The organism is Reella acinonychis, from assembly GCF_052828705.1.
Genome location: NZ_CM128256.1, coordinates 262,547 through 282,876, shown reverse-complemented (window position 1 = coordinate 282,876; position 20,330 = coordinate 262,547). Strand labels below are relative to the sequence as shown.

Annotated in this window: 22 protein-coding genes; 14 read left to right on the top strand and 8 right to left on the bottom strand. The window is 39.5% G+C overall.

What is annotated here, in order from left to right; translation table 11 throughout:
• The 6 genes from surE to ACUXZ4_RS01460 form a co-directional block, all read right to left on the bottom strand.
• Window positions 1-741: a 5'/3'-nucleotidase SurE gene (gene surE, locus ACUXZ4_RS01485; RefSeq protein WP_464973292.1), complete on the bottom strand. Its 741-nt coding sequence runs from the start codon at window positions 739-741 to the stop codon at window positions 1-3.
• Between the two features lie 30 nt (window positions 742-771).
• On the bottom strand, window positions 772-1,788 hold the full coding sequence (truD, locus tag ACUXZ4_RS01480; RefSeq protein ID WP_464973291.1) for a tRNA pseudouridine(13) synthase TruD: 1,017 nt from the start codon (window positions 1,786-1,788) through the stop codon (window positions 772-774).
• Entirely contained in the window at window positions 1,788-2,264 is a 477-nt protein-coding gene (gene ispF, locus ACUXZ4_RS01475; protein WP_464973290.1) for a 2-C-methyl-D-erythritol 2,4-cyclodiphosphate synthase, read from the bottom strand. Before ispF ends, truD begins: the two co-directional genes overlap by 1 nt.
• 13 nt (window positions 2,265-2,277) lie before the next feature.
• Window positions 2,278-2,970 carry a 2-C-methyl-D-erythritol 4-phosphate cytidylyltransferase gene (ispD, locus tag ACUXZ4_RS01470; protein ID WP_464973289.1) on the bottom strand — a complete coding sequence of 231 codons (693 nt, stop codon included), beginning with the start codon at window positions 2,968-2,970 and terminating at the stop codon, window positions 2,278-2,280.
• 13 nt (window positions 2,971-2,983) lie between these two features.
• The gene (gene ftsB, locus ACUXZ4_RS01465) at window positions 2,984-3,262 is read right to left on the bottom strand and encodes a cell division protein FtsB (RefSeq protein WP_464973288.1); all 279 of its coding nucleotides are present in this window, start codon (window positions 3,260-3,262) and stop codon (window positions 2,984-2,986) included.
• Window positions 3,263-3,356: 94 nt separating this feature from the next.
• Window positions 3,357-3,872 carry a TIGR00645 family protein gene (locus ACUXZ4_RS01460; RefSeq protein WP_464973287.1) on the bottom strand — a complete coding sequence of 172 codons (516 nt, stop codon included), beginning with the start codon at window positions 3,870-3,872 and terminating at the stop codon, window positions 3,357-3,359.
• A gap of 195 nt (window positions 3,873-4,067) precedes the next feature.
• Between ACUXZ4_RS01460 and ACUXZ4_RS01455 the strand changes: the two genes are divergently transcribed.
• The 14 genes from ACUXZ4_RS01455 (at window position 4,068) to ACUXZ4_RS01390 (ending at window position 19,090) form a co-directional block, all read left to right on the top strand.
• Window positions 4,068-4,580 (top strand): hypothetical protein, encoded by a 513-nt coding sequence (locus tag ACUXZ4_RS01455; protein WP_464973286.1) that lies wholly within the window; start codon window positions 4,068-4,070, stop codon window positions 4,578-4,580.
• Between the two features lie 91 nt (window positions 4,581-4,671).
• Entirely contained in the window at window positions 4,672-5,616 is a 945-nt protein-coding gene (fruK, locus tag ACUXZ4_RS01450; RefSeq protein ID WP_464973969.1) for a 1-phosphofructokinase, read from the top strand.
• A gap of 107 nt (window positions 5,617-5,723) precedes the next feature.
• On the top strand, window positions 5,724-7,655 hold the full coding sequence (locus ACUXZ4_RS01445; protein ID WP_464973285.1) for an LTA synthase family protein: 1,932 nt from the start codon (window positions 5,724-5,726) through the stop codon (window positions 7,653-7,655).
• Between the two features lie 60 nt (window positions 7,656-7,715).
• Entirely contained in the window at window positions 7,716-8,006 is a 291-nt protein-coding gene (locus ACUXZ4_RS01440) for a YfcZ/YiiS family protein (protein ID WP_464973284.1), read from the top strand.
• 134 nt (window positions 8,007-8,140) lie between these two features.
• Window positions 8,141-8,992: a glycosyltransferase family A protein gene (locus ACUXZ4_RS01435; RefSeq protein ID WP_464973283.1), complete on the top strand. Its 852-nt coding sequence runs from the start codon at window positions 8,141-8,143 to the stop codon at window positions 8,990-8,992.
• A gap of 130 nt (window positions 8,993-9,122) precedes the next feature.
• Window positions 9,123-9,464: a NirD/YgiW/YdeI family stress tolerance protein gene (locus ACUXZ4_RS01430; protein WP_464973968.1), complete on the top strand. Its 342-nt coding sequence runs from the start codon at window positions 9,123-9,125 to the stop codon at window positions 9,462-9,464.
• A gap of 280 nt (window positions 9,465-9,744) precedes the next feature.
• Complete coding sequence (rpsL, locus tag ACUXZ4_RS01425; RefSeq protein ID WP_464973282.1) at window positions 9,745-10,119, top strand: 30S ribosomal protein S12; 375 nt, start codon at window positions 9,745-9,747, stop codon at window positions 10,117-10,119.
• Between the two features lie 129 nt (window positions 10,120-10,248).
• Window positions 10,249-10,719, top strand: a complete 471-nt coding sequence (gene rpsG / locus ACUXZ4_RS01420; RefSeq protein ID WP_464973281.1) for a 30S ribosomal protein S7 — start codon at window positions 10,249-10,251, stop codon at window positions 10,717-10,719.
• A 99-nt stretch (window positions 10,720-10,818) separates the two neighbouring features.
• Window positions 10,819-12,921, top strand: coding sequence for an elongation factor G (fusA, locus tag ACUXZ4_RS01415; protein WP_464973280.1), 2,103 nt, complete (start codon window positions 10,819-10,821; stop codon window positions 12,919-12,921).
• Between the two features lie 64 nt (window positions 12,922-12,985).
• Complete coding sequence (gene tuf, locus ACUXZ4_RS01410; RefSeq protein WP_464973259.1) at window positions 12,986-14,170, top strand: elongation factor Tu; 1,185 nt, start codon at window positions 12,986-12,988, stop codon at window positions 14,168-14,170.
• A 68-nt stretch (window positions 14,171-14,238) separates the two neighbouring features.
• Window positions 14,239-15,162 (top strand): SLAC1 family transporter, encoded by a 924-nt coding sequence (locus ACUXZ4_RS01405; protein ID WP_464973279.1) that lies wholly within the window; start codon window positions 14,239-14,241, stop codon window positions 15,160-15,162.
• 238 nt (window positions 15,163-15,400) lie between these two features.
• Window positions 15,401-17,836 carry a DNA topoisomerase (ATP-hydrolyzing) subunit B gene (gyrB, locus tag ACUXZ4_RS01400; RefSeq protein ID WP_464973278.1) on the top strand — a complete coding sequence of 812 codons (2,436 nt, stop codon included), beginning with the start codon at window positions 15,401-15,403 and terminating at the stop codon, window positions 17,834-17,836.
• Between the two features lie 50 nt (window positions 17,837-17,886).
• Entirely contained in the window at window positions 17,887-18,321 is a 435-nt protein-coding gene (gene mioC / locus ACUXZ4_RS01395; RefSeq protein WP_464973277.1) for an FMN-binding protein MioC, read from the top strand.
• A gap of 130 nt (window positions 18,322-18,451) precedes the next feature.
• A complete protein-coding gene (locus ACUXZ4_RS01390) occupies window positions 18,452-19,090 on the top strand; it encodes a YagU family protein (RefSeq protein ID WP_464973276.1) in 639 nt (212 codons plus the stop codon).
• A gap of 37 nt (window positions 19,091-19,127) precedes the next feature.
• On the opposite strand, the gene ACUXZ4_RS01385 is transcribed toward ACUXZ4_RS01390, so the two are convergent.
• Both ACUXZ4_RS01385 and ACUXZ4_RS01380 read right to left on the bottom strand, forming a co-directional pair.
• Complete coding sequence (locus ACUXZ4_RS01385) at window positions 19,128-19,583, bottom strand: NUDIX domain-containing protein (RefSeq protein WP_464973275.1); 456 nt, start codon at window positions 19,581-19,583, stop codon at window positions 19,128-19,130.
• Between the two features lie 11 nt (window positions 19,584-19,594).
• The gene (locus ACUXZ4_RS01380; protein ID WP_464973274.1) at window positions 19,595-20,278 is read right to left on the bottom strand and encodes an rRNA large subunit pseudouridine synthase E; all 684 of its coding nucleotides are present in this window, start codon (window positions 20,276-20,278) and stop codon (window positions 19,595-19,597) included.
• Window positions 20,279-20,330 lie beyond the last annotated feature (52 nt).

The following is a 20,330-nucleotide window of genomic DNA, read 5'->3' as shown; positions in this document are numbered from 1 at the left end:
TTATTCACTTTTTAACCAATTTTGTAAAGCTGCGATTGAATGATGGGCAGTCATATCCGCTTGAATAGGCGTGATTGCCACATAGCCCTGTTTAATCGCATCAAAATCAGTACCTTCACCATTATCTTCAGGCAAACCCGGTGGTCCAATCCAATAAATGCGATCGCCGCGAGGATCTTTTTGTTGAATGATTTCTGCGGCAGAAAAACGGCTGCCTAAACGGCACACTTTAATACCTTTAATTTGGTCGTAAGGTAAATCAGGCACGTTAATATTGATAATTTCGCGATTTTTCAGTAATTGACCATGTAAGCGCGGAATTAAATCACTGACAATTTTCGCCGCGCTTTCATAATGTTGACGTCCATCTAAAGAAACCGCAATGGCAGGTAAACCCAAATAACGCCCTTCAAATGCGGCGGCAACGGTACCTGAATACAAGGTGTCATCACCTAAATTTGAGCCTGCGTTAATGCCAGATACAACTAAATCAATTTTACCTGTTAAAAAGCCATTTAATGCCAAATGCACACAATCAGCTGGTGTACCATTGAGGCAGTAGTCACCATTATTGAGTTGGCGTGGACGTAATGGTTCAACCAAGGTTAAAGAGTTTGATGCCGCACTACGATTGCGATCGGGCGCGACAATAATGACATCGGCAAATTTGCGTAATTCAGCAGCGAGAACTTGAATTCCCTCCGCGTGATAACCGTCGTCATTGGATAATAAAATATTCATATTTTTTCAAGTTCAGTTAAAAAAGTGCGGTTAATTTTCGTTAGTTTTTATGTGGACAAGTTCCCTAATCAATGCTGTTGCATAGCTGCCTGCGGGCAAATAAAAATTCAGTCTTAATCCTTCGGGAACAAATTGCCAACTCAAATGTTGCGCTTGCATTAATAAAGGGCGGCGCGCCGAATTCATCCGTTCTTTTTGCATTAAGTTTTGCAATTCGCTATGTTGGGCAACAATATTGTTTTCAAGTTCACAGGCGGTTGGATTTTTTTCACCAATGAGCGGCGCGGTGAGTAAAATATCCTGCTCTGTTAGACGTTGTTGTAATGTTGGTAAATCTTCATGTTGATCAGCAACAAACCAACTGTGGTTACCATTTAGTTGCAAAATATCTTGTGGCATGACTTGTGTGGCTAAGCCCATTTCAATGCGATTAGATACCACTAAATTGAAAATTTCACTGCGCGCTGCTGACAAGTAAAAACTGCGCTTTTTGCGATCTTTTACTTGTATTTCGCCTTTTGCCCAACGCATTGCTTGTGTCAGATTATGTCCATCACGTCCAAAGCGTTGTTCGGTGAAATAGTTGGGGAAACCTAAAAACTGTAAGTTTTTTAACCGCACTTTGAGTTCGTCAGTTTCTTCCACATCTCTTAATAAGATCTCAAAATAATTACCCGCGAGGCTACCTGTACGGATTTTGCGGTGGTGGCGAGTAACAGCTAAAATTTCTACACCTTCTAATTGGAATTGGCTGAAGTCGGGTGTCGGCTTGCCCGGCATTTGTAAGCAAAACCATTGTTCAGTAATGGCATGGCGATCTTTTAAGCCAGCGTAACCCATATTGCGCGCAGATATGCCACAGAATTGTGCCAATTTTTCGCCCACAAATAAGGTATTCGCATTGGTTTTACGTACTTTCACAGCCACGAATTCACCATCGCCAGACATCTCGTAGCCTAAATCTTCTTTCACGATAAAATCGGCGAACTCCGCTTTTAAAAGTGCGGTTTGTTTTGGTGCAGTTTGTAAATAAGCGAGATCTTGCATTAGTTTTTTACCAATAGGGCGACAGCTTCCGCAGCAATGCCTTCGCTACGTCCTGTGAAACCGAGTTTTTCAGTGGTGGTGGCTTTGACATTCACCTGAGTGATATCGCATTCTAAATCAGCAGCGATGACCGCGCGCATTGCGTCAATATGCGGTCGCATTTTGGGCGCTTGTGCAATAATGGTGACATCTACATTTCCGATTTTGTAACCTAGTTGTTGAATTTGTGCAAAAGCTTCACGTAATAAAATACGGCTGTCGATATTTTTGAATTGCATATCGGTGTCGGGAAATAATTTGCCAATATCGCCTAACGCCATTGCGCCCAATAAGGCGTCTGTGAGCGCGTGCAAAGCAACATCGCCATCACTATGAGCGATAAAGCCGGTGTGATAAGGCACTTCCACCCCACCAATAATTAACGGGCGATTTTCACCAAAGGCGTGTACATCAAACCCATGTCCAATTCTAATCATATTGTTGTCCTTTTTATCTTTGGCTTAAATAAAATTCAGCCAATTTGAGATCTTCTGGTCTGGTTACTTTGATATTATCTGTGCGTCCAGCCACTAAGTGTGGTTTAAAACCAGCGAGTTCCATGGCGGAGGCTTCGTCTGTTACTTCAAAGCCTTGTTGTTTAGCTTGCTCTAAGGCTTGAATTAATAAATCAGCGCGGAAATATTGTGGCGTTTGTGCCAGCCAAATATAGTTACGATCTTCAGTTTGTTGAATTTGTTGCTGATGATTCGCTCTTTTAATGGTATCAATGGCAGGAACAGCGAGGATCGCACCGTTTTCATCATGCACTGCCAATAATTTATCCATATCTTGATGGGTTAAGCAAGGGCGTGCCGCATCATGTACCAACACCCAAGTTTGCTGAGGTTGTGAAATTTGTTTTAAGCCATTTAATACGCTTTCAGCTCGCGTTTCTCCGCCTTTGACAAGACGTACTTTCGGGTGATGGATAAAGGGGAATTGTGCTAAATAAGGGTCTTGTTCTGCAACCGCTAAAATAATTTCCTGAATCCCAATAGGATGCGTTAATAATGTGGTTAGGCTATGTTCTAAAATAGTTTTACCTAGAATCTGCAAATATTGCTTGGGTTTATCGGCTTGCATGCGGGAACCCACACCAGCAGCAGGCACCACAGCAACGATATTATGAGAAAGTGCGGTCATTTTTAGCTAAGTTTTATTTATGTTCTTTGACGATACGATAGAAGGTTTCATTGGGTTTTATCATTTCATATTGCTGTCTTGCGCGCTCTTGAATGGCATTAATACCATATTTTAAGTCTTTGATTTCGGCAGCAATAACTTGATTACGCTGAGACAATTTTAAATTCTCTGCTTTATGTACTTCAATTTCTTCACGCGTTTGAATGTAGTCCAAATAACCATTTTTATGAAACCAAAAGTCATATTGGAATAAACAAAGTACGGCGATGAGTAAAATGATAAAAATACGCATAAATTTCTATTTTAAAAGGGATGTAGCCATAGTTTAGGGGAAAATGCGGCGTAAAACAAATAGAAAAGCCCTATAAATAGGGCTTTAGATATTATTAATGACCTTTATGGCTGGTGCTGTATAACACTTTGTCCGTATAAGCCATTGCCACTGCAGAAACTAAAAAGCCTAGATGTAAGAATAATTGCCACATCATTGTTTTTTCCGGCATATTACTTGCATTCACAAAAGTTTGTAACATATGAATTGAGGAAATACTGATGATGGACATCGATAGTTTTACTTTCAACACAGAGGCATTGACGTGGTCTAACCATTCTGGCTCATCAGGATGAGTTTCTGTGTTTAATTTAGACACAAAGATTTCATAGCCACCAATAATCACCATCACTAATAGATTTGCAATCATCACCACATCAATTAAGTTTAATACCGAAAGCATAATGGCATTGCTATCTAACTCATTGATTTCTGTTAATAATTGCCAGAGTGATTTGACAAATTTATAAGCATAAATACCTTGTACAATAATTAAACCAAGGTAAATAGGGACTTGTAGCCAACGGCTAGCAAAAATAATCTTACTAATAATATTCGGTTTGCGTTCCATAATAAATTTCCTAAATGCAATTAAGGGTGGGGAAAGTACATTTTTTTGCACAAAATAGCAACGCTTTTTTGTGTTCTTTATCATTTTATCTGGTTGCTTGTTTCCGTTTCTCCGCTATATAATGCCGAAATATTTAATTTTAAGTACAAAAATGACTTAAAATTTATTGTTATCACTAAAGGGAAAAACTCCATTATGTTAAAAAAATTATCTCTTATTGCGTTATTCGCTTGTTTATCTGCTTGTTCATCTTTGACTTCATACGTGCCTTTTATGGGAAACAGCAAGCCTGTTATTGATTTGGATGAAGATAAAATTGATCAAAAATCCTATGCGGTAGCGTATTCAACGACTGTTCAAACGCATAAGGGCATGGTAAAAGAAGATTATGATGTGAATTCTTTTGCAAGCGGTGTAAATGATTGGTATGTCGGCAGAATTTTAGTGCCAGTTGATCAAATTAAAATGAAGCTTGCGTCTGGTATTGATAGCAATGTGCATGCTTATTATAGTGGTGTCGTTTTTGCTGCTGAATTGCAAGGGAATTTTAGTCGTTTGAGCCAAGATTGTTGGAGTAAAATTGATCGATCAAGTATGACTCAAGGGATTTATGATGCCATGATTGATTTGAAAAAAGATCGTGCTAAATCAGAAGATGATGAATACTTAACAAAAGGCAGTGAGCAACTGCTGAATGTATGTAAATAAGTAGAATAAGCTAGACGAGTTCTAGCTTATTTTTTTCATGTTAGTGATTAATGGACGAAATATCACTGTTGTGAGTTTAGGATAATAAATGATGAAAAAAGTTGTAATCATCACCTTAAATACCGCCTATGATTTGGTTGGACGTTTGCCTCGTTTGCAACTGGGCGAAGTGAATAGCGTTGAAACCTTGGGTTTATTTGCTGCAGGAAAAGGCATTAATGTGGCTAAAGTGTTACATGATCTGGGCGTATCTGTTGCGGTGGGCGGTTTTATGGGTAATGACAATTCAGGTGGGTTTGAACGCTTATTTGATCAATTACAATGGCAAGATTATTTTCATCGTGTCGCTGGACAAACAAGAGTTAATGTCAAAATCACAGAAACAGACGCAGAGGTAACGGATTTAAATTTTTCTGGTTATCAAATTCAACCACAAGATTGGCAACGGTTTGTACGAGATTCGTTACAATATTGTGCCGCATTTGATGTGGTCGCTGTGGGTGGTAGCTTGCCTCAGGGCGTATCGCCGACACAATTTGCTGATTGGCTTACTGAATTAACCGCATTGGGTGTTAAGGTGGTATTAGATAGTTCTAATGCCGCTTTTATGGAAGGCATAAAAGCGAAACCCTGGTTAGTCAAACCAAATCACAAAGAACTTGAAACATGGTATGGCAAGCCTTTGAATTCTCTTGAAGACATTATTGTTGCTGGCACTGAATTGCAAAAACAAGGCATAGCGAATGTGGTGGTGTCAATGGGTAGCCAAGGGGCATTATATATTAGTGAGCAAGAAATCATTCATGCCGAAGCATTGCCTTGTGAACATATCATCAGTACAGTGGGTGCGGGAGATTCCATGGTGGCAGGATTAATTTATGGAGAGCTAAATGGTTTTTCACTGCAAAAAAGTCTGGCATTTTCTACCGCAGTTTCAACGCTAGCGCTATCACAAAGTAATGTGGGTATTGCTGATCTCGCTTTAGTGGAGGAACTTGCTGTAAAAACAAAACTGCAGGCCATTGAGAGAAAATAACAAAACTTGATGAAATTCCACCGCACTTTTTATGGACAAAATGAACTTTAACTCCTCCTTGAGTTCTTATTGACATAAACATAATAATATTTGTTGTGGCAAGAAGAATGAAAACACAAACACGTCCCCTTTTATTTCCGATTTTTTGCTTTATTGGCATAAATCTTATTGTTCTTACCCTTTCTCGCCTTGGTTTATCCCTTTGGCAAGCTGAACGTATTAATGCTGTCGATGGTTGGTTCTTGCTATTTTTGCAAGGTTTCCGCATTGACATTGTATCCATGTGCTATCTCTTTGGCTTGCCAGCCTTATTGACGGTATTGCTATGGCACAACAATGGCTTGGGGCGAATTTGGCAGTCCATTTTGCGTGTTTGGTTGACGTTCGCGAGCGTTTTTATTCTTTTTATGGAACTAGCAACGCCAGCATTTATTGAAACCTATGATTTCCGTCCGAATCGCTTGTTTATTGAATACTTATTGTATCCAAAAGAAGTCTTTACGATGTTAGCAAATGGGCATTTGACGGCAGTGGTATCCAGTCTTGTGCTGACGATTATTGCAGCGATTTTATATTGGAAATTGGCTGGTTGGGCTGTCAAAAATCTGCGCACTATCAGCTGGAAAACACGTCCAGTTCTAGCTATTGTTATCGTTGCTGTTGCTTTTGTTGGTGCGCGTTCCACATTAAGCCATCGTGGTATTAATCCTGCTATGGTGGCATTTTCAGGCGATCCTTTAGTGAATTCCTTGGTGCTAAATTCAGGTTATTCTGTTTTATATGCTGTTCAGCAATTAAAGGATGAAGATAAATCGTCTGAACAATATGGCAAAATGCCAGTAGAGGAAATGTTGCACATTGTTAAACAATCTCGTGGTCGTCCTGACGCAGATTATATTTCAGCAACCTTGCCCACCTTAACTTACAATAAAGCCTCCTATCAAGGTAAACCCAAAAATATTGTTATTTTGTTGATGGAAAGTCAAGGCGCACAGTTTATTGGCACCTTAGGTGGCAAACCGCTGAGCCCTGAGTTTGATAAATTAGCACAACAAGGTTGGTTATTTGAAAATCTCTATGCGACGGGTACCCGTTCAGTGCGTGGTATTGAAGCGGTAACTGCAGGCTTTACACCAACACCAGCGCGTTCCACAGTAAAACTAACCAAAAGTCAAAATGGCTTTTTCACTATCGCTGAGTTATTAAGCCAACAAGGCTATAAAACGTCCTTTATTTATGGTGGTGAGAAACATTTTGATAATATGGCAAGCTATTTTTATGGTAATGGTTTCCAAACAATTATCGATGAAAAAGACTATCAGAACCCGAAATTTACTGCAACTTGGGGCATGAGTGATGAAGATTTGTTTGATAAAGCGCATGAAACTTTCACCGCACTTTCTCAAGGCGATGCACCCTTCTTTAGTTTAGTTTTTACTTCAAGCAACCATGATCCTTTTGAATTTCCAGATGGCAAAATTGAGCTTTATGATCAGGAAAAACAAACTCGTTACAATGCGGCGAAATATGCAGATTATGCGCTCGGTTATTTTTTCCGATTAGCGAAACAATCAAACTATTGGAAAGACACCATTTTCCTCGTTATCGCAGATCACGACTCTCGTGTTGCTGGCGCGGAGTTGGTACCAATTAATCATTTCCATATTCCAGCGTTAATTTTGGGAGAAGGCATTGAAGCAAAACGCGATCATCGTTTAGTCAGCCAAATTGATATGCCAACAACCTTGTTGTCTTTAGCGGGTGTGAGTGGGCAATATCCAATGATTGGTTATGATTTGACACAGTCAGCCGATCCTAATCGTGCTTTTATGCAGTACGATCAAACGCAAGCGATGATGAAAGGCAATGATGTGATCATTTTACAGCCTAATAAACAGCCTCAGAGTTATGAATACGACAAAAAAGAAGGGAAGTTTATGGCTAAATCCTTACCAGAGGAAATGAAAAAAGAAGCCCTAGCCCATGCCCTGTTAGGCAGCTATTTATACAATAACCGCTTGTATAAAAGTAAAGATTGATTATGTCATCATTTAGTATTAAATTAATAAAACGTTGAATTAATAAGATAGGAAGATTGTATGAACAATGACAAACCCATTGAATGTGTAGGCTGTAACACCTTTGATATTGGTTCAGTAATAGATAATAGTGAACTTGAAGTGAAGTTTTCTAAACAATATCCAACTCAGCAAGAGGCTGAGCAAGCATTAGCAAAATTAGTGCAAAAAGCACGTGATACGGAAACGGATCCTTGCCAGATTCAACATGAAATCAAAGCGGTTGATGGTGGCTTTTTATTAGATGCAAGTTTCACATTCAGCTGCCAAGCAGAAGTGGTGATCTTCCAATTAGGTACAAGAACCGTCTAAGCGATAATTTGATCGTTAAAGTGCGGTGGAAATTCTCGGATTTTTCTGAAGTCGGTCATTTAGGGATGTAATGCATATTCGTTACATCCCTAAAATATATATATGATTTAAACATTATTTATAGGTAAATATTTATGACAACTCAACCGAGCGTTGCGATTATCACATCAACCATTGGTCGCCTAGAACTTGCGCGGGCGATCGAAAGTGTCAAAAAACAAACTTATCCTTGTAAGCACTATATTTTTGTTGATGGTGAACAATTTGCTGATAAAGCTAAAGCGGTAATTGAGCAATATGATAATCTTATTGTGACCTATTTGCCAATGAACACAGGGGTAAATAGCTGGGTAAATAGTAGCATCAATGCCATTGCGCCCTATTTAGTCAAAGAAGATATTGTTTGCTATTTAGATGATGATAATTGGTATGAACCTAATCATGTTCAAAGCATTGTTGAATCCTTTGCGATTTGTCCAACAGCTGATTTCGTGTATAGCTTACGTAATCTGTATGACATCGCAGGTAATTTTATCTGTCATGATGATATTGAATCGCTGGGTATTTGGGAATCAAAAACAAAAGAAAAATTTTCATTTAAGTTAGAAATTGATGGTTATCAATTTTGGTTAGCCCCTCAGTTAAAAGGAACCTATCATATAGACACTAACTGTTATGGGTTTACTCGACAATCTGCTATTACAATAGCGCCGATCTGGTTTTCTGGCAAATATAATGATAGAAATGTTTTTCAAAAGATTTCTCAACTTAAGTGGACAGTCGTGCCAACGCGCAAATATTCGGTAAACTATACCGTAGATTTAGAACGATATATGTCCTTTAAAGAGTTTAAAGATGCTGGGTTAACTGACGAACAGGCTACTCGTGCCCAAATTACGATAATTCAAAAAATTAATGAACTACATATAGAGCGTTATGGTGGTAGAAGACCTTGGACAGAGCCAAATGCTTGGCCAGAATCCTAGTTATTTTACTTAAAAGGAAATTTGTAAATTTTGCGTTTTTGACATTTCTTTTTTTAATGCCACATATTGAAACTCAGTTCGTGGCTTTGATATTCAATTTATTTTAAGTTATTTTTAACTCAGGAAGCACATTTTTATTATTGCTCTTGGATTTGCTGCACTTAGCGCATCATCTTTTGCACATAAACATGATAATGGTTGTTTTGTAAATAATAACCAGCCTGTCAGCACAGTGGCACAAGCGAAAACATTGGACGATGATCAACTTGTGGTATTACAAGGCAAGATTGTTAAACAAATTGGAAAAGAGGATTTCTTATTTCGCGATGCAAGTGGCGAAATAGCAGTGGAAATCGACAAGGAACTGTGGAAAGGTGAGCAAATCACGCCAAATGATGAAGTGAAATTTTACGGTGAAGTAGACAAATCGGCTAATAAATCGAGGTTGAAGTTCATCAGATTGAAAAAGTAAAATAATCTCAATGGGCGAACTGATGTTCGCCCGATTTATTTTCACACTTAAATCGCAATGCGATCTTATTTTGATCCTAACGCCTCATTCTTTCCATTCTTGAAAATAACCGAATTTTCCACCGCACTTTTGAGAGTTAACTGAGGAATTTCGCGGTAAAAGCTGCTTAATTGTTGACAGCGATCCTTTTCGCGATTAGAATTTAGCGTCTATTTCTTTATGGAATAGATTTTAACAAACATATTCGTTTAGAATTTTTAATGAAAACTGGAGCTTATTAATGGCAACTATCAACCAACTAGTACGCAAACCGCGTGTGAGCAAGGTTGTAAAAAGTAACGTTCCTGCATTAGAGGCTTGCCCGCAGAAACGTGGCGTGTGTACTCGCGTATACACTACTACACCTAAAAAACCGAACTCTGCATTACGTAAAGTATGCCGTATTCGTTTAACAAATGGTTACGAAGTAACTTCTTATATTGGCGGCGAAGGTCATAACCTTCAAGAGCACAGTGTTGTGCTTATCCGTGGTGGTCGTGTTAAAGATTTACCGGGTGTGCGTTATCACACCGTACGTGGTGCATTAGATTGCGCAGGCGTAAAAGATCGTAAACAAGCACGTTCAAAATACGGCGTTAAACGTCCTAAAGCTTAATGGAGCTCCGTTAAGTAAGGCCAAACGTCTAAATTAAATATTTAAACCATAAACTCCAGTCAACGGCGATAATAAATCGCAAAAGATGAGTTTTGGATATCCTGAATTATAAAAAACGGAGAAATAGCAATGCCACGTCGTCGTAGTATTGAACCTCGTAAGATTCTTCCAGATCCAAAGTTCGGATCAGAATTACTTGCGAAATTTATTAATGTTTTAATGGTAGATGGTAAAAAATCTATCGCAGAATCAATCGTATATAATGCATTAGAAACTTTAGCGCAACGCACTGGTAAAGAAGCATTAGAAGCATTTGAAGTTGCATTAGAAAACGTACGTCCAACTGTTGAGGTTAAATCTCGTCGTGTTGGTGGTTCTACTTACCAAGTACCTGTTGAAGTGCGACCAACTCGTCGTAACGCATTAGGTATGCGTTGGATCGTTGAAGCAGCACGTAAACGTGGTGATAAATCAATGGCTTTACGTTTAGCTAACGAATTATCTGATGCAGCTGATAACAAAGGCGCAGCAGTGAAAAAACGTGAAGATGTTCACCGTATGGCAGAAGCAAACAAAGCGTTTGCTCACTACCGTTGGTAATCGGTTAACAATTATATTCGAGGCTTCATCTCAGATTTTGTGGTGGAGCCTTACCCATATAAAGAATTTCAATATTAAATTCAAAACAAGGTAATAATAATGGCTCGTGTAACTCCTATTGAGCGCTATCGTAATATCGGTATTAGTGCTCACATCGACGCAGGTAAAACAACTACCTCAGAGCGTATCCTTTTCTACACAGGTGTAAGTCACAAAATCGGTGAAGTACACGATGGTGCAGCGACGATGGACTGGATGGAACAAGAACAAGAGCGTGGTATCACAATCACCTCTGCTGCAACGACAGCGTTCTGGTCTGGTATGTCACAACAATATCCACAACACCGTATTAACGTTATCGATACTCCAGGACACGTTGACTTCACAATCGAAGTTGAGCGTTCAATGCGTGTTCTTGATGGTGCGGTAATGGTTTACTGTGCAGTTGGTGGTGTTCAACCACAATCTGAAACTGTATGGCGTCAAGCAAATAAATATAAAGTACCACGTATTGCATTCGTAAACAAAATGGACCGTACTGGTGCTAACTTCTTACGTGTTGTTGAGCAAATCAAAACTCGTTTAGGTGGTAATGCAGTTCCTTTACAACTTCCTGTTGGGGCAGAAGACAACTTCAAAGGTGTTGTTGACTTACTTAAAATGAAAGCTATCAACTGGAACGAAGCTGACCAAGGTATGACTTTCACTTATGACGATATTCCTGCTGATATGGTTGAAGCTTGTGAAGAATGGCGTCAAAACTTAGTTGAAGCTGCAGCTGAATCTTCAGAAGAGTTAATGGAAAAATACCTAGGTGGTGAAGAGTTAACTGAAGAAGAAATCAAAGCAGGTTTACGTCAACGTGCATTAGCAACTGAGATTATCTTAGTAACCTGTGGTTCTGCGTTCAAAAACAAAGGTGTTCAAGCAATGCTTGACGCAGTAATTGACTACTTACCAGCTCCAACAGATATCCCTGCAATTAAAGGTATCAATCCAGATGAGACTGAAGGTGAGCGTCATGCAACTGATGATGAGCCGTTCTCTGCATTAGCATTCAAAATTGCAACTGACCCATTTGTTGGTAACTTAACCTTCTTCCGCGTTTATTCTGGTGTGGTCGAGTCAGGTGTAACAGTATTAAACTCAGTAAAAGATAAACGTGAACGTTTTGGTCGTATCGTACAGATGCACGCTAACAAACGTGAAGAGATCAAAGAAGTTCGTGCGGGTGATATCGCAGCGGCAATCGGCTTAAAAGATGTGGGTACAGGTGATACATTATGTGCTATCGATGCGCCAATCATTCTTGAGCGTATGGAATTCCCAGAGCCAGTAATCTCTGTTGCTGTTGAGCCAAAAACGAAAGCAGACCAAGAAAAAATGGGTCTTGCATTAGGTCGTTTAGCACAAGAGGACCCTTCATTCCGCGTTCACACTGATGAAGAATCTGGTGAAACCATCATTTCTGGTATGGGTGAGTTACACTTAGATATTATCGTTGACCGTATGCGTCGTGAATTTAAAGTAGAAGCGAACATCGGTAAACCACAAGTATCTTATCGTGAGACTATCCGTACTCGAGTTAATGATGTTGAAGGTAAACACGCAAAACAATCTGGTGGTCGCGGTCAATATGGTCACGTTGTTATCGACTTATACCCATTAGATCCAGAGGGTCCAGGTTACGAGTTCGTGAACGAGATCAAAGGTGGTGTAATCCCTGGTGAATACATCCCAGCAGTTGATAAAGGTATTCAAGAACAACTTAAATCTGGTCCATTAGCAGGTTACCCAGTAGTAGATTTAGGTGTGCGTTTACACTTCGGTTCATACCATGATGTTGACTCATCTGAATTAGCGTTTAAACTTGCTGCATCATTAGCGTTTAAAGCGGCGTTCGCGAAAGCAAACCCAGTTCTACTTGAACCAATCATGAAAGTTGAAGTAGAAACACCACCTGATTATGTGGGTGATGTAATTGGTGACTTAAGTCGTCGTCGTGCTATGGTGAATGGTCAAGAAGCGAATGAGTTTGTTGTGAAAATCAATGCAGAAGTACCACTTTCTGAGATGTTTGGTTATGCGACTGACCTTCGTTCACAAACTCAAGGTCGTGCTTCATACTCAATGGAACCATTGAAATATGCTGAAGCACCGAAGAACGTTGCTGATGCTATCGTAGAAGCACGTAGAAAATAGTTTAATTACTTAACTCCGTAGTGTATTTTGCACTACGGAAACTTTCAATATAGGAAACTTAGCAATGTCTAAAGAAAAATTTGAACGTACAAAACCGCACGTAAACGTGGGTACAATCGGCCACGTAGACCACGGTAAAACAACTTTAACAGCAGCGATTACCACAGTATTAGCGAAAAACTACGGTGGTGCAGCACGAGCATTCGACCAAATTGATAACGCGCCAGAAGAAAAAGCGCGTGGTATTACCATCAATACATCACACGTTGAATATGATACCCCAACTCGCCACTACGCCCACGTAGACTGTCCAGGACACGCGGACTATGTTAAAAACATGATTACTGGTGCGGCACAAATGGATGGTGCAATCTTAGTAGTAGCAGCAACAGATGGTCCAATGCCACAAACTCGTGAGCACATCTTATTAGGTCGCCAAGTAGGTGTACCTTACATCATCGTATTCTTAAACAAATGCGACATGGTAGATGACGAAGAGTTATTAGAATTAGTAGAAATGGAAGTGCGTGAACTTCTATCTCAATATGACTTCCCAGGTGATGATACACCAATCGTACGTGGTTCAGCGTTACAAGCATTAAACGGCGTAGCAGAGTGGGAAGAAAAAATCATTGAATTAGCGGGTCACTTAGACTCTTATATCCCAGAGCCAGAGCGTGCGATTGATAAACCATTCTTATTACCAATCGAAGACGTATTCTCAATCTCAGGTCGTGGTACAGTAGTAACAGGTCGTGTAGAGCGCGGTATCATCCGTACAGGTGATGAAGTAGAAATCGTTGGTATCAAAGACACAACCAAAACTACAGTAACTGGTGTTGAAATGTTCCGTAAATTATTAGACGAAGGTCGTGCGGGTGAAAACATTGGTGCATTATTACGTGGTACTAAACGTGAAGAAATCGAACGTGGTCAAGTATTAGCGAAACCAGGTTCAATCACTCCACACACAGACTTCGAATCAGAAGTTTACGTATTATCAAAAGAAGAAGGTGGTCGTCATACTCCATTCTTCAAAGGTTACCGTCCACAGTTCTACTTCCGTACAACAGACGTAACTGGTACGATTGAATTACCAGAAGGCGTAGAGATGGTAATGCCAGGCGACAACATCAAAATGACTGTGAGCTTAATTCACCCAATCGCGATGGACGAAGGTTTACGTTTTGCGATTCGTGAAGGTGGCCGTACAGTAGGTGCTGGCGTTGTAGCGAAAATCATCAAATAATAATTTGATATAAAAACTAAAAAATCTCCAATCGAAAGATTGGAGATTTTATATTTTAGGAGGCTATCATGAATTTTGTACTGCCTACTGGCTATTTCGCGATCACGCTGGGATTGAGCGCATTATCGCTTGCTTGGCGGCACGCATCCTCTATTACGAATTATGCTCCACAAACTAGTCTTATTTTAAGCTGTATTTCAGTTGTTCTTTGGTTATTATTTATTGTGCTATTCATTTTTCGTTGTATCACAAAAGCAGGTAGTATCAAAGAAGAATATAATTGCCCAATTCGTTTCTCTTTCTTCGCTTTAATTCCGATTACAACGATGTTAGTTGGAATGATATTACTACCATTGTTGCCGATATTGGCGGAAATACTTATTTGGCTTGGTGCATTAGGGCAAATCTTTTATGCATTTATTCGAATTAGTGTTTTATGGCGAGGCAATATTTTTATAGAAACTGCAGCCTTACCTCCCTTTTATTTACCGACTGTTGCTACTAATTTTACCGCTGCTACATCTTTAGCTTTACTTGGACATAAAGAATTTGCCACTTTCTTTCTAGGCGCAGGTTTTCTCGCTTGGTTTATGTTTGAACCAATTTTATTGCAGCGTTTACGACTTAATGAAACCCTGGTCTCTCTGCGTCCTTCCTTTGGTATTATTCTTGCGCCTGCTTTTGTCGGTTCTGTGGCTTATTTAGCAGTGAATGGGGGACAAGTGGATCTGGTTGTGAAAATGCTTTGGGGATATGGTTTTTTACAATTTGTTTTCTTACTTAGATTATTAAATTGGATAGCTGAAAAAGGCTTTAATTTTGGTTTATGGGCATTCTCATTTGGACTAGGCTCAATGGCAAATGGAGCAACTTATTTCTATCAAATACCTGAATTACAAATAGTTGGATTGGTGGCTTTTATTATAGCGAATATAGGAATAGGTATTTTGTTATTTAAAACTATTTTTAAATGGGCTAAAAAAGAATTTTAACAAGTTGTTAGAATAGATTTATTCAATGAAATTGATCTGCACTTTATAGTGCAGATTATTTCCCATGCTAATGTTATTAATTAGCTACAAGATATAACGATATTCTCGTCTTTTGTCTGTCTAAACTCTCCATTTTTTCACCGCACTTTTCTACCCTTTCCTCGCCTTATAACGTGCTATTTGAGCGTAAATCTGCTATAATACTGCCCATGATTTTATCGAATAATTGAGAATTTTTATGTCACAAAATACCCCAGCAGAATATGGTGCAAGTAGTATTAAAGTCTTAAAAGGTTTAGATGCCGTACGTAAACGTCCAGGTATGTATATTGGGGATACCGATGATGGTACGGGCTTGCATCATATGGTCTTTGAAGTAGTGGATAATGCAATTGATGAAGCATTAGCAGGTCATTGTAAAGATATTATCGTTACTATTCATGAAGACAATTCTGTTTCTGTACAAGACGATGGTCGTGGTATTCCTGTAGATATTCACCCAGAAGAAGGCGTGTCTGCTGCGGAAGTGATTATGACAGTGTTGCATGCTGGCGGTAAGTTTGATGATAATTCTTATAAAGTATCTGGTGGTTTGCATGGTGTTGGGGTTTCTGTAGTAAATGCCCTCTCTGATAAATTGCAGCTCACTATCCGCCGTCAAGGTCATGTGCATGAGCAAATTTATCGTTTAGGTGAGCCTGAAGCGCCATTGGCGATTATTGGCGATACCAGTAAAACGGGAACCACTGTACGTTTCTGGCCTAGCCCAACTATTTTCAGTAATACGATTTTCGAATATGACATTCTTAAAAAGCGTTTAAGAGAACTTTCTTTCTTGAACTCTGGTGTATCCATTAAATTATTTGATGAACGTGATGGCACCAATGATCATTTCCATTACGAAGGCGGTATTCAAGCATTCGTTGAATATTTAAATCATAATAAAACCCCAATTCATCCGAAACCGTTCTATTTTTCAGTTGAAAAAGACGGGATTGGTGTGGAAGTCTCATTGCAATGGAATGATAGCTATAACGAAAATATCTACTGCTTTACTAATAATATTCCGCAACGTGATGGCGGTACCCATTTAGCCGGTTTCCGCGGTGCTTTAACTCGCACCTTAAATAATTATATGGATAAAGCGGGTTTAAATAAGAAAGGTAAAAGCGATAAAGATAAAGTGGAAACTTCGGGTGATGATGCGCGTGAAGGTTTAGTGGCGATTATTTCAGTAAAAGTACCAGATCCTAAATTCTCATCGCAAACTAAAGATAAATTGGTTTCTTCAGAAGTCAAAGGCGCTGTTGAATCAGCAATGAACGAGCGTCTACAAGAATATTTAGAAGAAAACCCGAATGACGCCAAAATTATTGCGACCAAAATTGTTGATGCCGCGCGTGCGCGTGAAGCAGCCCGTAAAGCAAGAGAAATGACTCGTCGTAAAGGCGCATTGGATATTGCTGGATTGCCGGGTAAATTAGCGGATTGCCAAGAGCGAGATCCTGCGCTTTCTGAGCTCTACTTAGTGGAGGGTGATTCTGCGGGCGGTTCTGCTAAACAAGGTCGTAATCGTAAGAACCAAGCTATTCTGCCATTAAAAGGGAAAATCTTAAACGTTGAGAAAGCGCGTTTTGACAAAATGCTTTCTTCGCAAGAAGTGGGCACTTTAATTACAGCATTAGGCTGTGGTATCGGGCGTGATGAATATAATCCAGATAAAATGCGTTATCACAAAGTCATTATCATGACCGATGCGGATGTGGATGGTTCACACATTCGTACGCTATTATTGACCTTCTTCTATCGTCAAATGCCTGAAATTATTGAGCGTGGTTACATGTATATTGCGCAACCGCCGCTTTATAAAGTGAAAAAAGGTAAGCAAGAACAATATATTAAAGATGAAGCAGCAATGCAGCAATATGAATTAGCTATTGCATTGGAAGATGCGTCTCTTTACGTTAATCCAAATGCACCAGCAATGGTGGGCTTGCCGCTAGAGCAATTAGTGTCTGAATACAATAATGTGACGAATATGATTGCGCGTTTACATCGCCGTTATCCTGAAGCATTGCTGAAAGCGTTAATTTATTTCCCTGAATTAACGATTGAGTTGATGAAGGATAAAAGTGCGGTGGAAAATTGGGCGAATTTATTGGTAGAAACCTTAAGCAATAATGATGTGAGTGGTAACCATTACTCCTACCAAATTGTTACAAACCCAGAGCGCCAGCTTGATGAAGTACAATTAATCGTACGCACTCATGGTGTGGATAGTCATTACCATCTTGATTATCACTTTGCTACAGGCAACGAATATGCACGTATTGTGAAATTAGGTAAGCAATTGCAAGGCTTATTAGAAGAAGGCGCCTATGTTACTCGTGGCGAGAGAAAATTAGAAATTAGCTCATTTGAACAGGCGATTGAATGGTTAGTGAAAGAATCTCGTCGTGGTTTAACAGTGCAGCGTTATAAAGGGTTGGGCGAAATGAATCCGGAACAATTGTGGGAAACCACTATGGATCCAGAGGCTCGCCATATGCTGAAAGTGACTATTAAAGATGCAGTGGAAGCCGATCAACTCTTTACCACATTAATGGGTGATGAAGTTGAGCCAAGACGTGAATTCATTGAAAGCAATGCATTACGAGCGAATTTAGATATTTAATAAAAAATAAAGGCTTAGTTTACTAAGCCTTTTTATCAATAAGGATGAGTATGAAACAATTGGCAATTATTACGGGCAGTACGCTTGGTGGTGCGGAATATGTCGCAGATCATGTTGCAGAGGTGTTAGAGAAGCAAGGTTTTGAAGTGCAAGTCGAAAACAATGCGACTTTTTCGGATGTGGCACAACAAAAATGCTGGTTAATTGTGACTTCAACACATGGCGCAGGCGAATTGCCAGATAATTTGAAACCTTTTATTGATGAATTAAAACAACAGCATTTAGATGATGTCCGCTTTGCTGTTATTGGGCTTGGAAATTCCGATTATGATACATTTTGTGGCGCGGTAGATATTGTTGAACAAGTGCTGACAGAGCAAAGTGCGGTGCAAATTTGTGAATCTTTACGCATTGATGTATTGAACGTAGATGACCAAGAACAATGTGCGGAAGATTGGCTGCCAACCTTACTAGAAAGATTCTAAAATTATTTATCCCGTTGTGTAATTTTACTTGACTATTTTATTCGGAGTATTAAGATCAGCGCGCCTTGTATGAGGCTATCCGCATCGCATAAAAGTGCGGTGCATTTTTTCTTATTTTTGGAGCATTATTATGTCAGGTATTTTCCAACAAACTGATCCATCACGTCGCCGTTACGGATTAGCTGTATTTATCGGTATTCTTGGCGGTATTATTTCTTCTTTCGTAAAATGGGGGGCAGAACATCCGTTCCCACCGCGTAGCCCAATTGATTTATTTACAGCAGCTTGCCCTCAACCTGTGTTAGATGCGTTAAATTCAGGTGCTATGACCATGAATATGGCGCTAGAACAATGTTCACGTGCATTCTTAAACCCACCACATGTATTTTTACGTGATGTGTTTGGTATTAACCCAACAGATGCAGTATTTACTTTTGCAGATTATCCATTTAACTGGATTGGTGTTACTCACATCATTTTCTCAATCGTATTCGCAGTAGCTTATGGTATTGTGGCTGAAATCTTCCCGAAAATTAAATTCTGGCAAGGTATCGGCGCAGGTTTAATTGCTTGCTTCGTTGTGCATTATGTGGTTTTCCCATTAATGGGATTAACACCACCAGTTTCAGAATGGCCTTTATATGAACACGTTTCTGAAATTGTCGGTCACATTTTCTGGTTCTGGACCATTGAAATTTTCCGTCGTGATTTACGTAATCGTATCACTGGTCAACCAGACCCTGAAGTATCGTTAAATCAAGTACGTTAATGATAAAAAAACCAAGCCATTGTGCTTGGTTTTTTATTTACTCAAACAAAGTTAGCATTTCTAAAGGATAACTTTCACCCGCTAAATAATCTTTCACTGCTTGGATGACTAGCGGATTACGTGCACATTGTTCTGGTTGCTGGATATATTGCTCAAATTCATCTAATGTGAGCCAAAATCCTTGCGTAATATCCGCATCATGAGGCGTAATAGGTAATAACTCCTCTAATTCGACCGCAAAGACAAAACGTAAATAATCCTTTTGGCTAAGCGGAGCATGCCATTGATAGATTTTTACCAATTTCTGCATAGTTGCTCGAATACCCGTTTCCTCGTACAACTCACGTTGAGCCCCTTCGATAATGGTTTCATTTTCTTCTAAATGACCTGCGGGTTGATTTAAGGTGCGTTTGTCATATTCGATTTCTTCAACAAATAAAAACTTGCCTTTGCAATGCACTACGCAAGCCATAGTGATATAGGGTCTATGCATAATTATTCCTTTTATAAATTGAGTTGGCGGTAAAGCTGTGTTTTTTCATCTGAACTGAGTTGGCGATATTCGCCATTTGCGAGTCCAGCTAAAGTGAATGGCCCAATAGCATAGCGAATTAAACGTAGCGTTGGAAAGCCAATATGGGCTGTCATGCGTCGAACTTGACGGTTTCTTCCCTCTGTAATTTTAATTTCTAGCCAGCTGGTCGGAATGGTTTTTCGTTCTCGAATTGGCGGATTGCGTTGCCAAATAATTGGCTCAGAAATTAACCGCACTTTTGCCGGACGGGTCATACCGTCTTTTAATTCCACGCCTTGACGTAAGGAATTTAAGGCCGTTTCTGTGGGAATGCCTTCCACTTGCACCCAATAGGTTTTTTCTAATTTGAACTTGGGTTCTGCTAATCGATGTTGGATTTCACCATTGTTAGTAAGAATTAACAACCCTTCGCTATCGCGGTCTAGACGACCTGCAGCGTAAATATGAGGAATAGGAATGAAATCTTTTAAAGTTGCACGACCATTTTCATCGACAAATTGGCAAAGCACATCAAAGGGCTTGTTAAATAGCACAATGTTCGTTTGATCAAGGTCAGGCGTTTTCTTTGGTGGACGTGACAAAACATTCGGTTTTTTCACCGCACTTTTTGGTTTGAAAAAGGGTTTATGTCTTGCAACAGAATTCGAGTTCATATATGTTGTTTAAATAATTAAAGTCCTCATATTAGCACAACATAAGGAAAAA

Coding starts and splice junctions, on each gene's coding strand:
- surE (WP_464973292.1), bottom strand. CDS start 741: ATGAATATTTTATTATCCAATGACGACGGTTATCACGCGGAGGGAATT.
- truD (WP_464973291.1), bottom strand. CDS start 1,788: ATGCAAGATCTCGCTTATTTACAAACTGCACCAAAACAAACCGCACTT.
- ispF (WP_464973290.1), bottom strand. CDS start 2,264: ATGATTAGAATTGGACATGGGTTTGATGTACACGCCTTTGGTGAAAAT.
- ispD (WP_464973289.1), bottom strand. CDS start 2,970: ATGACCGCACTTTCTCATAATATCGTTGCTGTGGTGCCTGCTGCTGGT.
- ftsB (WP_464973288.1), bottom strand. CDS start 3,262: ATGCGTATTTTTATCATTTTACTCATCGCCGTACTTTGTTTATTCCAA.
- ACUXZ4_RS01460 (WP_464973287.1), bottom strand. CDS start 3,872: ATGGAACGCAAACCGAATATTATTAGTAAGATTATTTTTGCTAGCCGT.
- ACUXZ4_RS01455 (WP_464973286.1), top strand. CDS start 4,068: ATGTTAAAAAAATTATCTCTTATTGCGTTATTCGCTTGTTTATCTGCT.
- fruK (WP_464973969.1), top strand. CDS start 4,672: ATGAAAAAAGTTGTAATCATCACCTTAAATACCGCCTATGATTTGGTT.
- ACUXZ4_RS01445 (WP_464973285.1), top strand. CDS start 5,724: ATGAAAACACAAACACGTCCCCTTTTATTTCCGATTTTTTGCTTTATT.
- ACUXZ4_RS01440 (WP_464973284.1), top strand. CDS start 7,716: ATGAACAATGACAAACCCATTGAATGTGTAGGCTGTAACACCTTTGAT.
- ACUXZ4_RS01435 (WP_464973283.1), top strand. CDS start 8,141: ATGACAACTCAACCGAGCGTTGCGATTATCACATCAACCATTGGTCGC.
- rpsL (WP_464973282.1), top strand. CDS start 9,745: ATGGCAACTATCAACCAACTAGTACGCAAACCGCGTGTGAGCAAGGTT.
- rpsG (WP_464973281.1), top strand. CDS start 10,249: ATGCCACGTCGTCGTAGTATTGAACCTCGTAAGATTCTTCCAGATCCA.
- fusA (WP_464973280.1), top strand. CDS start 10,819: ATGGCTCGTGTAACTCCTATTGAGCGCTATCGTAATATCGGTATTAGT.
- tuf (WP_464973259.1), top strand. CDS start 12,986: ATGTCTAAAGAAAAATTTGAACGTACAAAACCGCACGTAAACGTGGGT.
- ACUXZ4_RS01405 (WP_464973279.1), top strand. CDS start 14,239: ATGAATTTTGTACTGCCTACTGGCTATTTCGCGATCACGCTGGGATTG.
- gyrB (WP_464973278.1), top strand. CDS start 15,401: ATGTCACAAAATACCCCAGCAGAATATGGTGCAAGTAGTATTAAAGTC.
- mioC (WP_464973277.1), top strand. CDS start 17,887: ATGAAACAATTGGCAATTATTACGGGCAGTACGCTTGGTGGTGCGGAA.
- ACUXZ4_RS01390 (WP_464973276.1), top strand. CDS start 18,452: ATGTCAGGTATTTTCCAACAAACTGATCCATCACGTCGCCGTTACGGA.
- ACUXZ4_RS01385 (WP_464973275.1), bottom strand. CDS start 19,583: ATGCATAGACCCTATATCACTATGGCTTGCGTAGTGCATTGCAAAGGC.
- ACUXZ4_RS01380 (WP_464973274.1), bottom strand. CDS start 20,278: ATGAACTCGAATTCTGTTGCAAGACATAAACCCTTTTTCAAACCAAAA.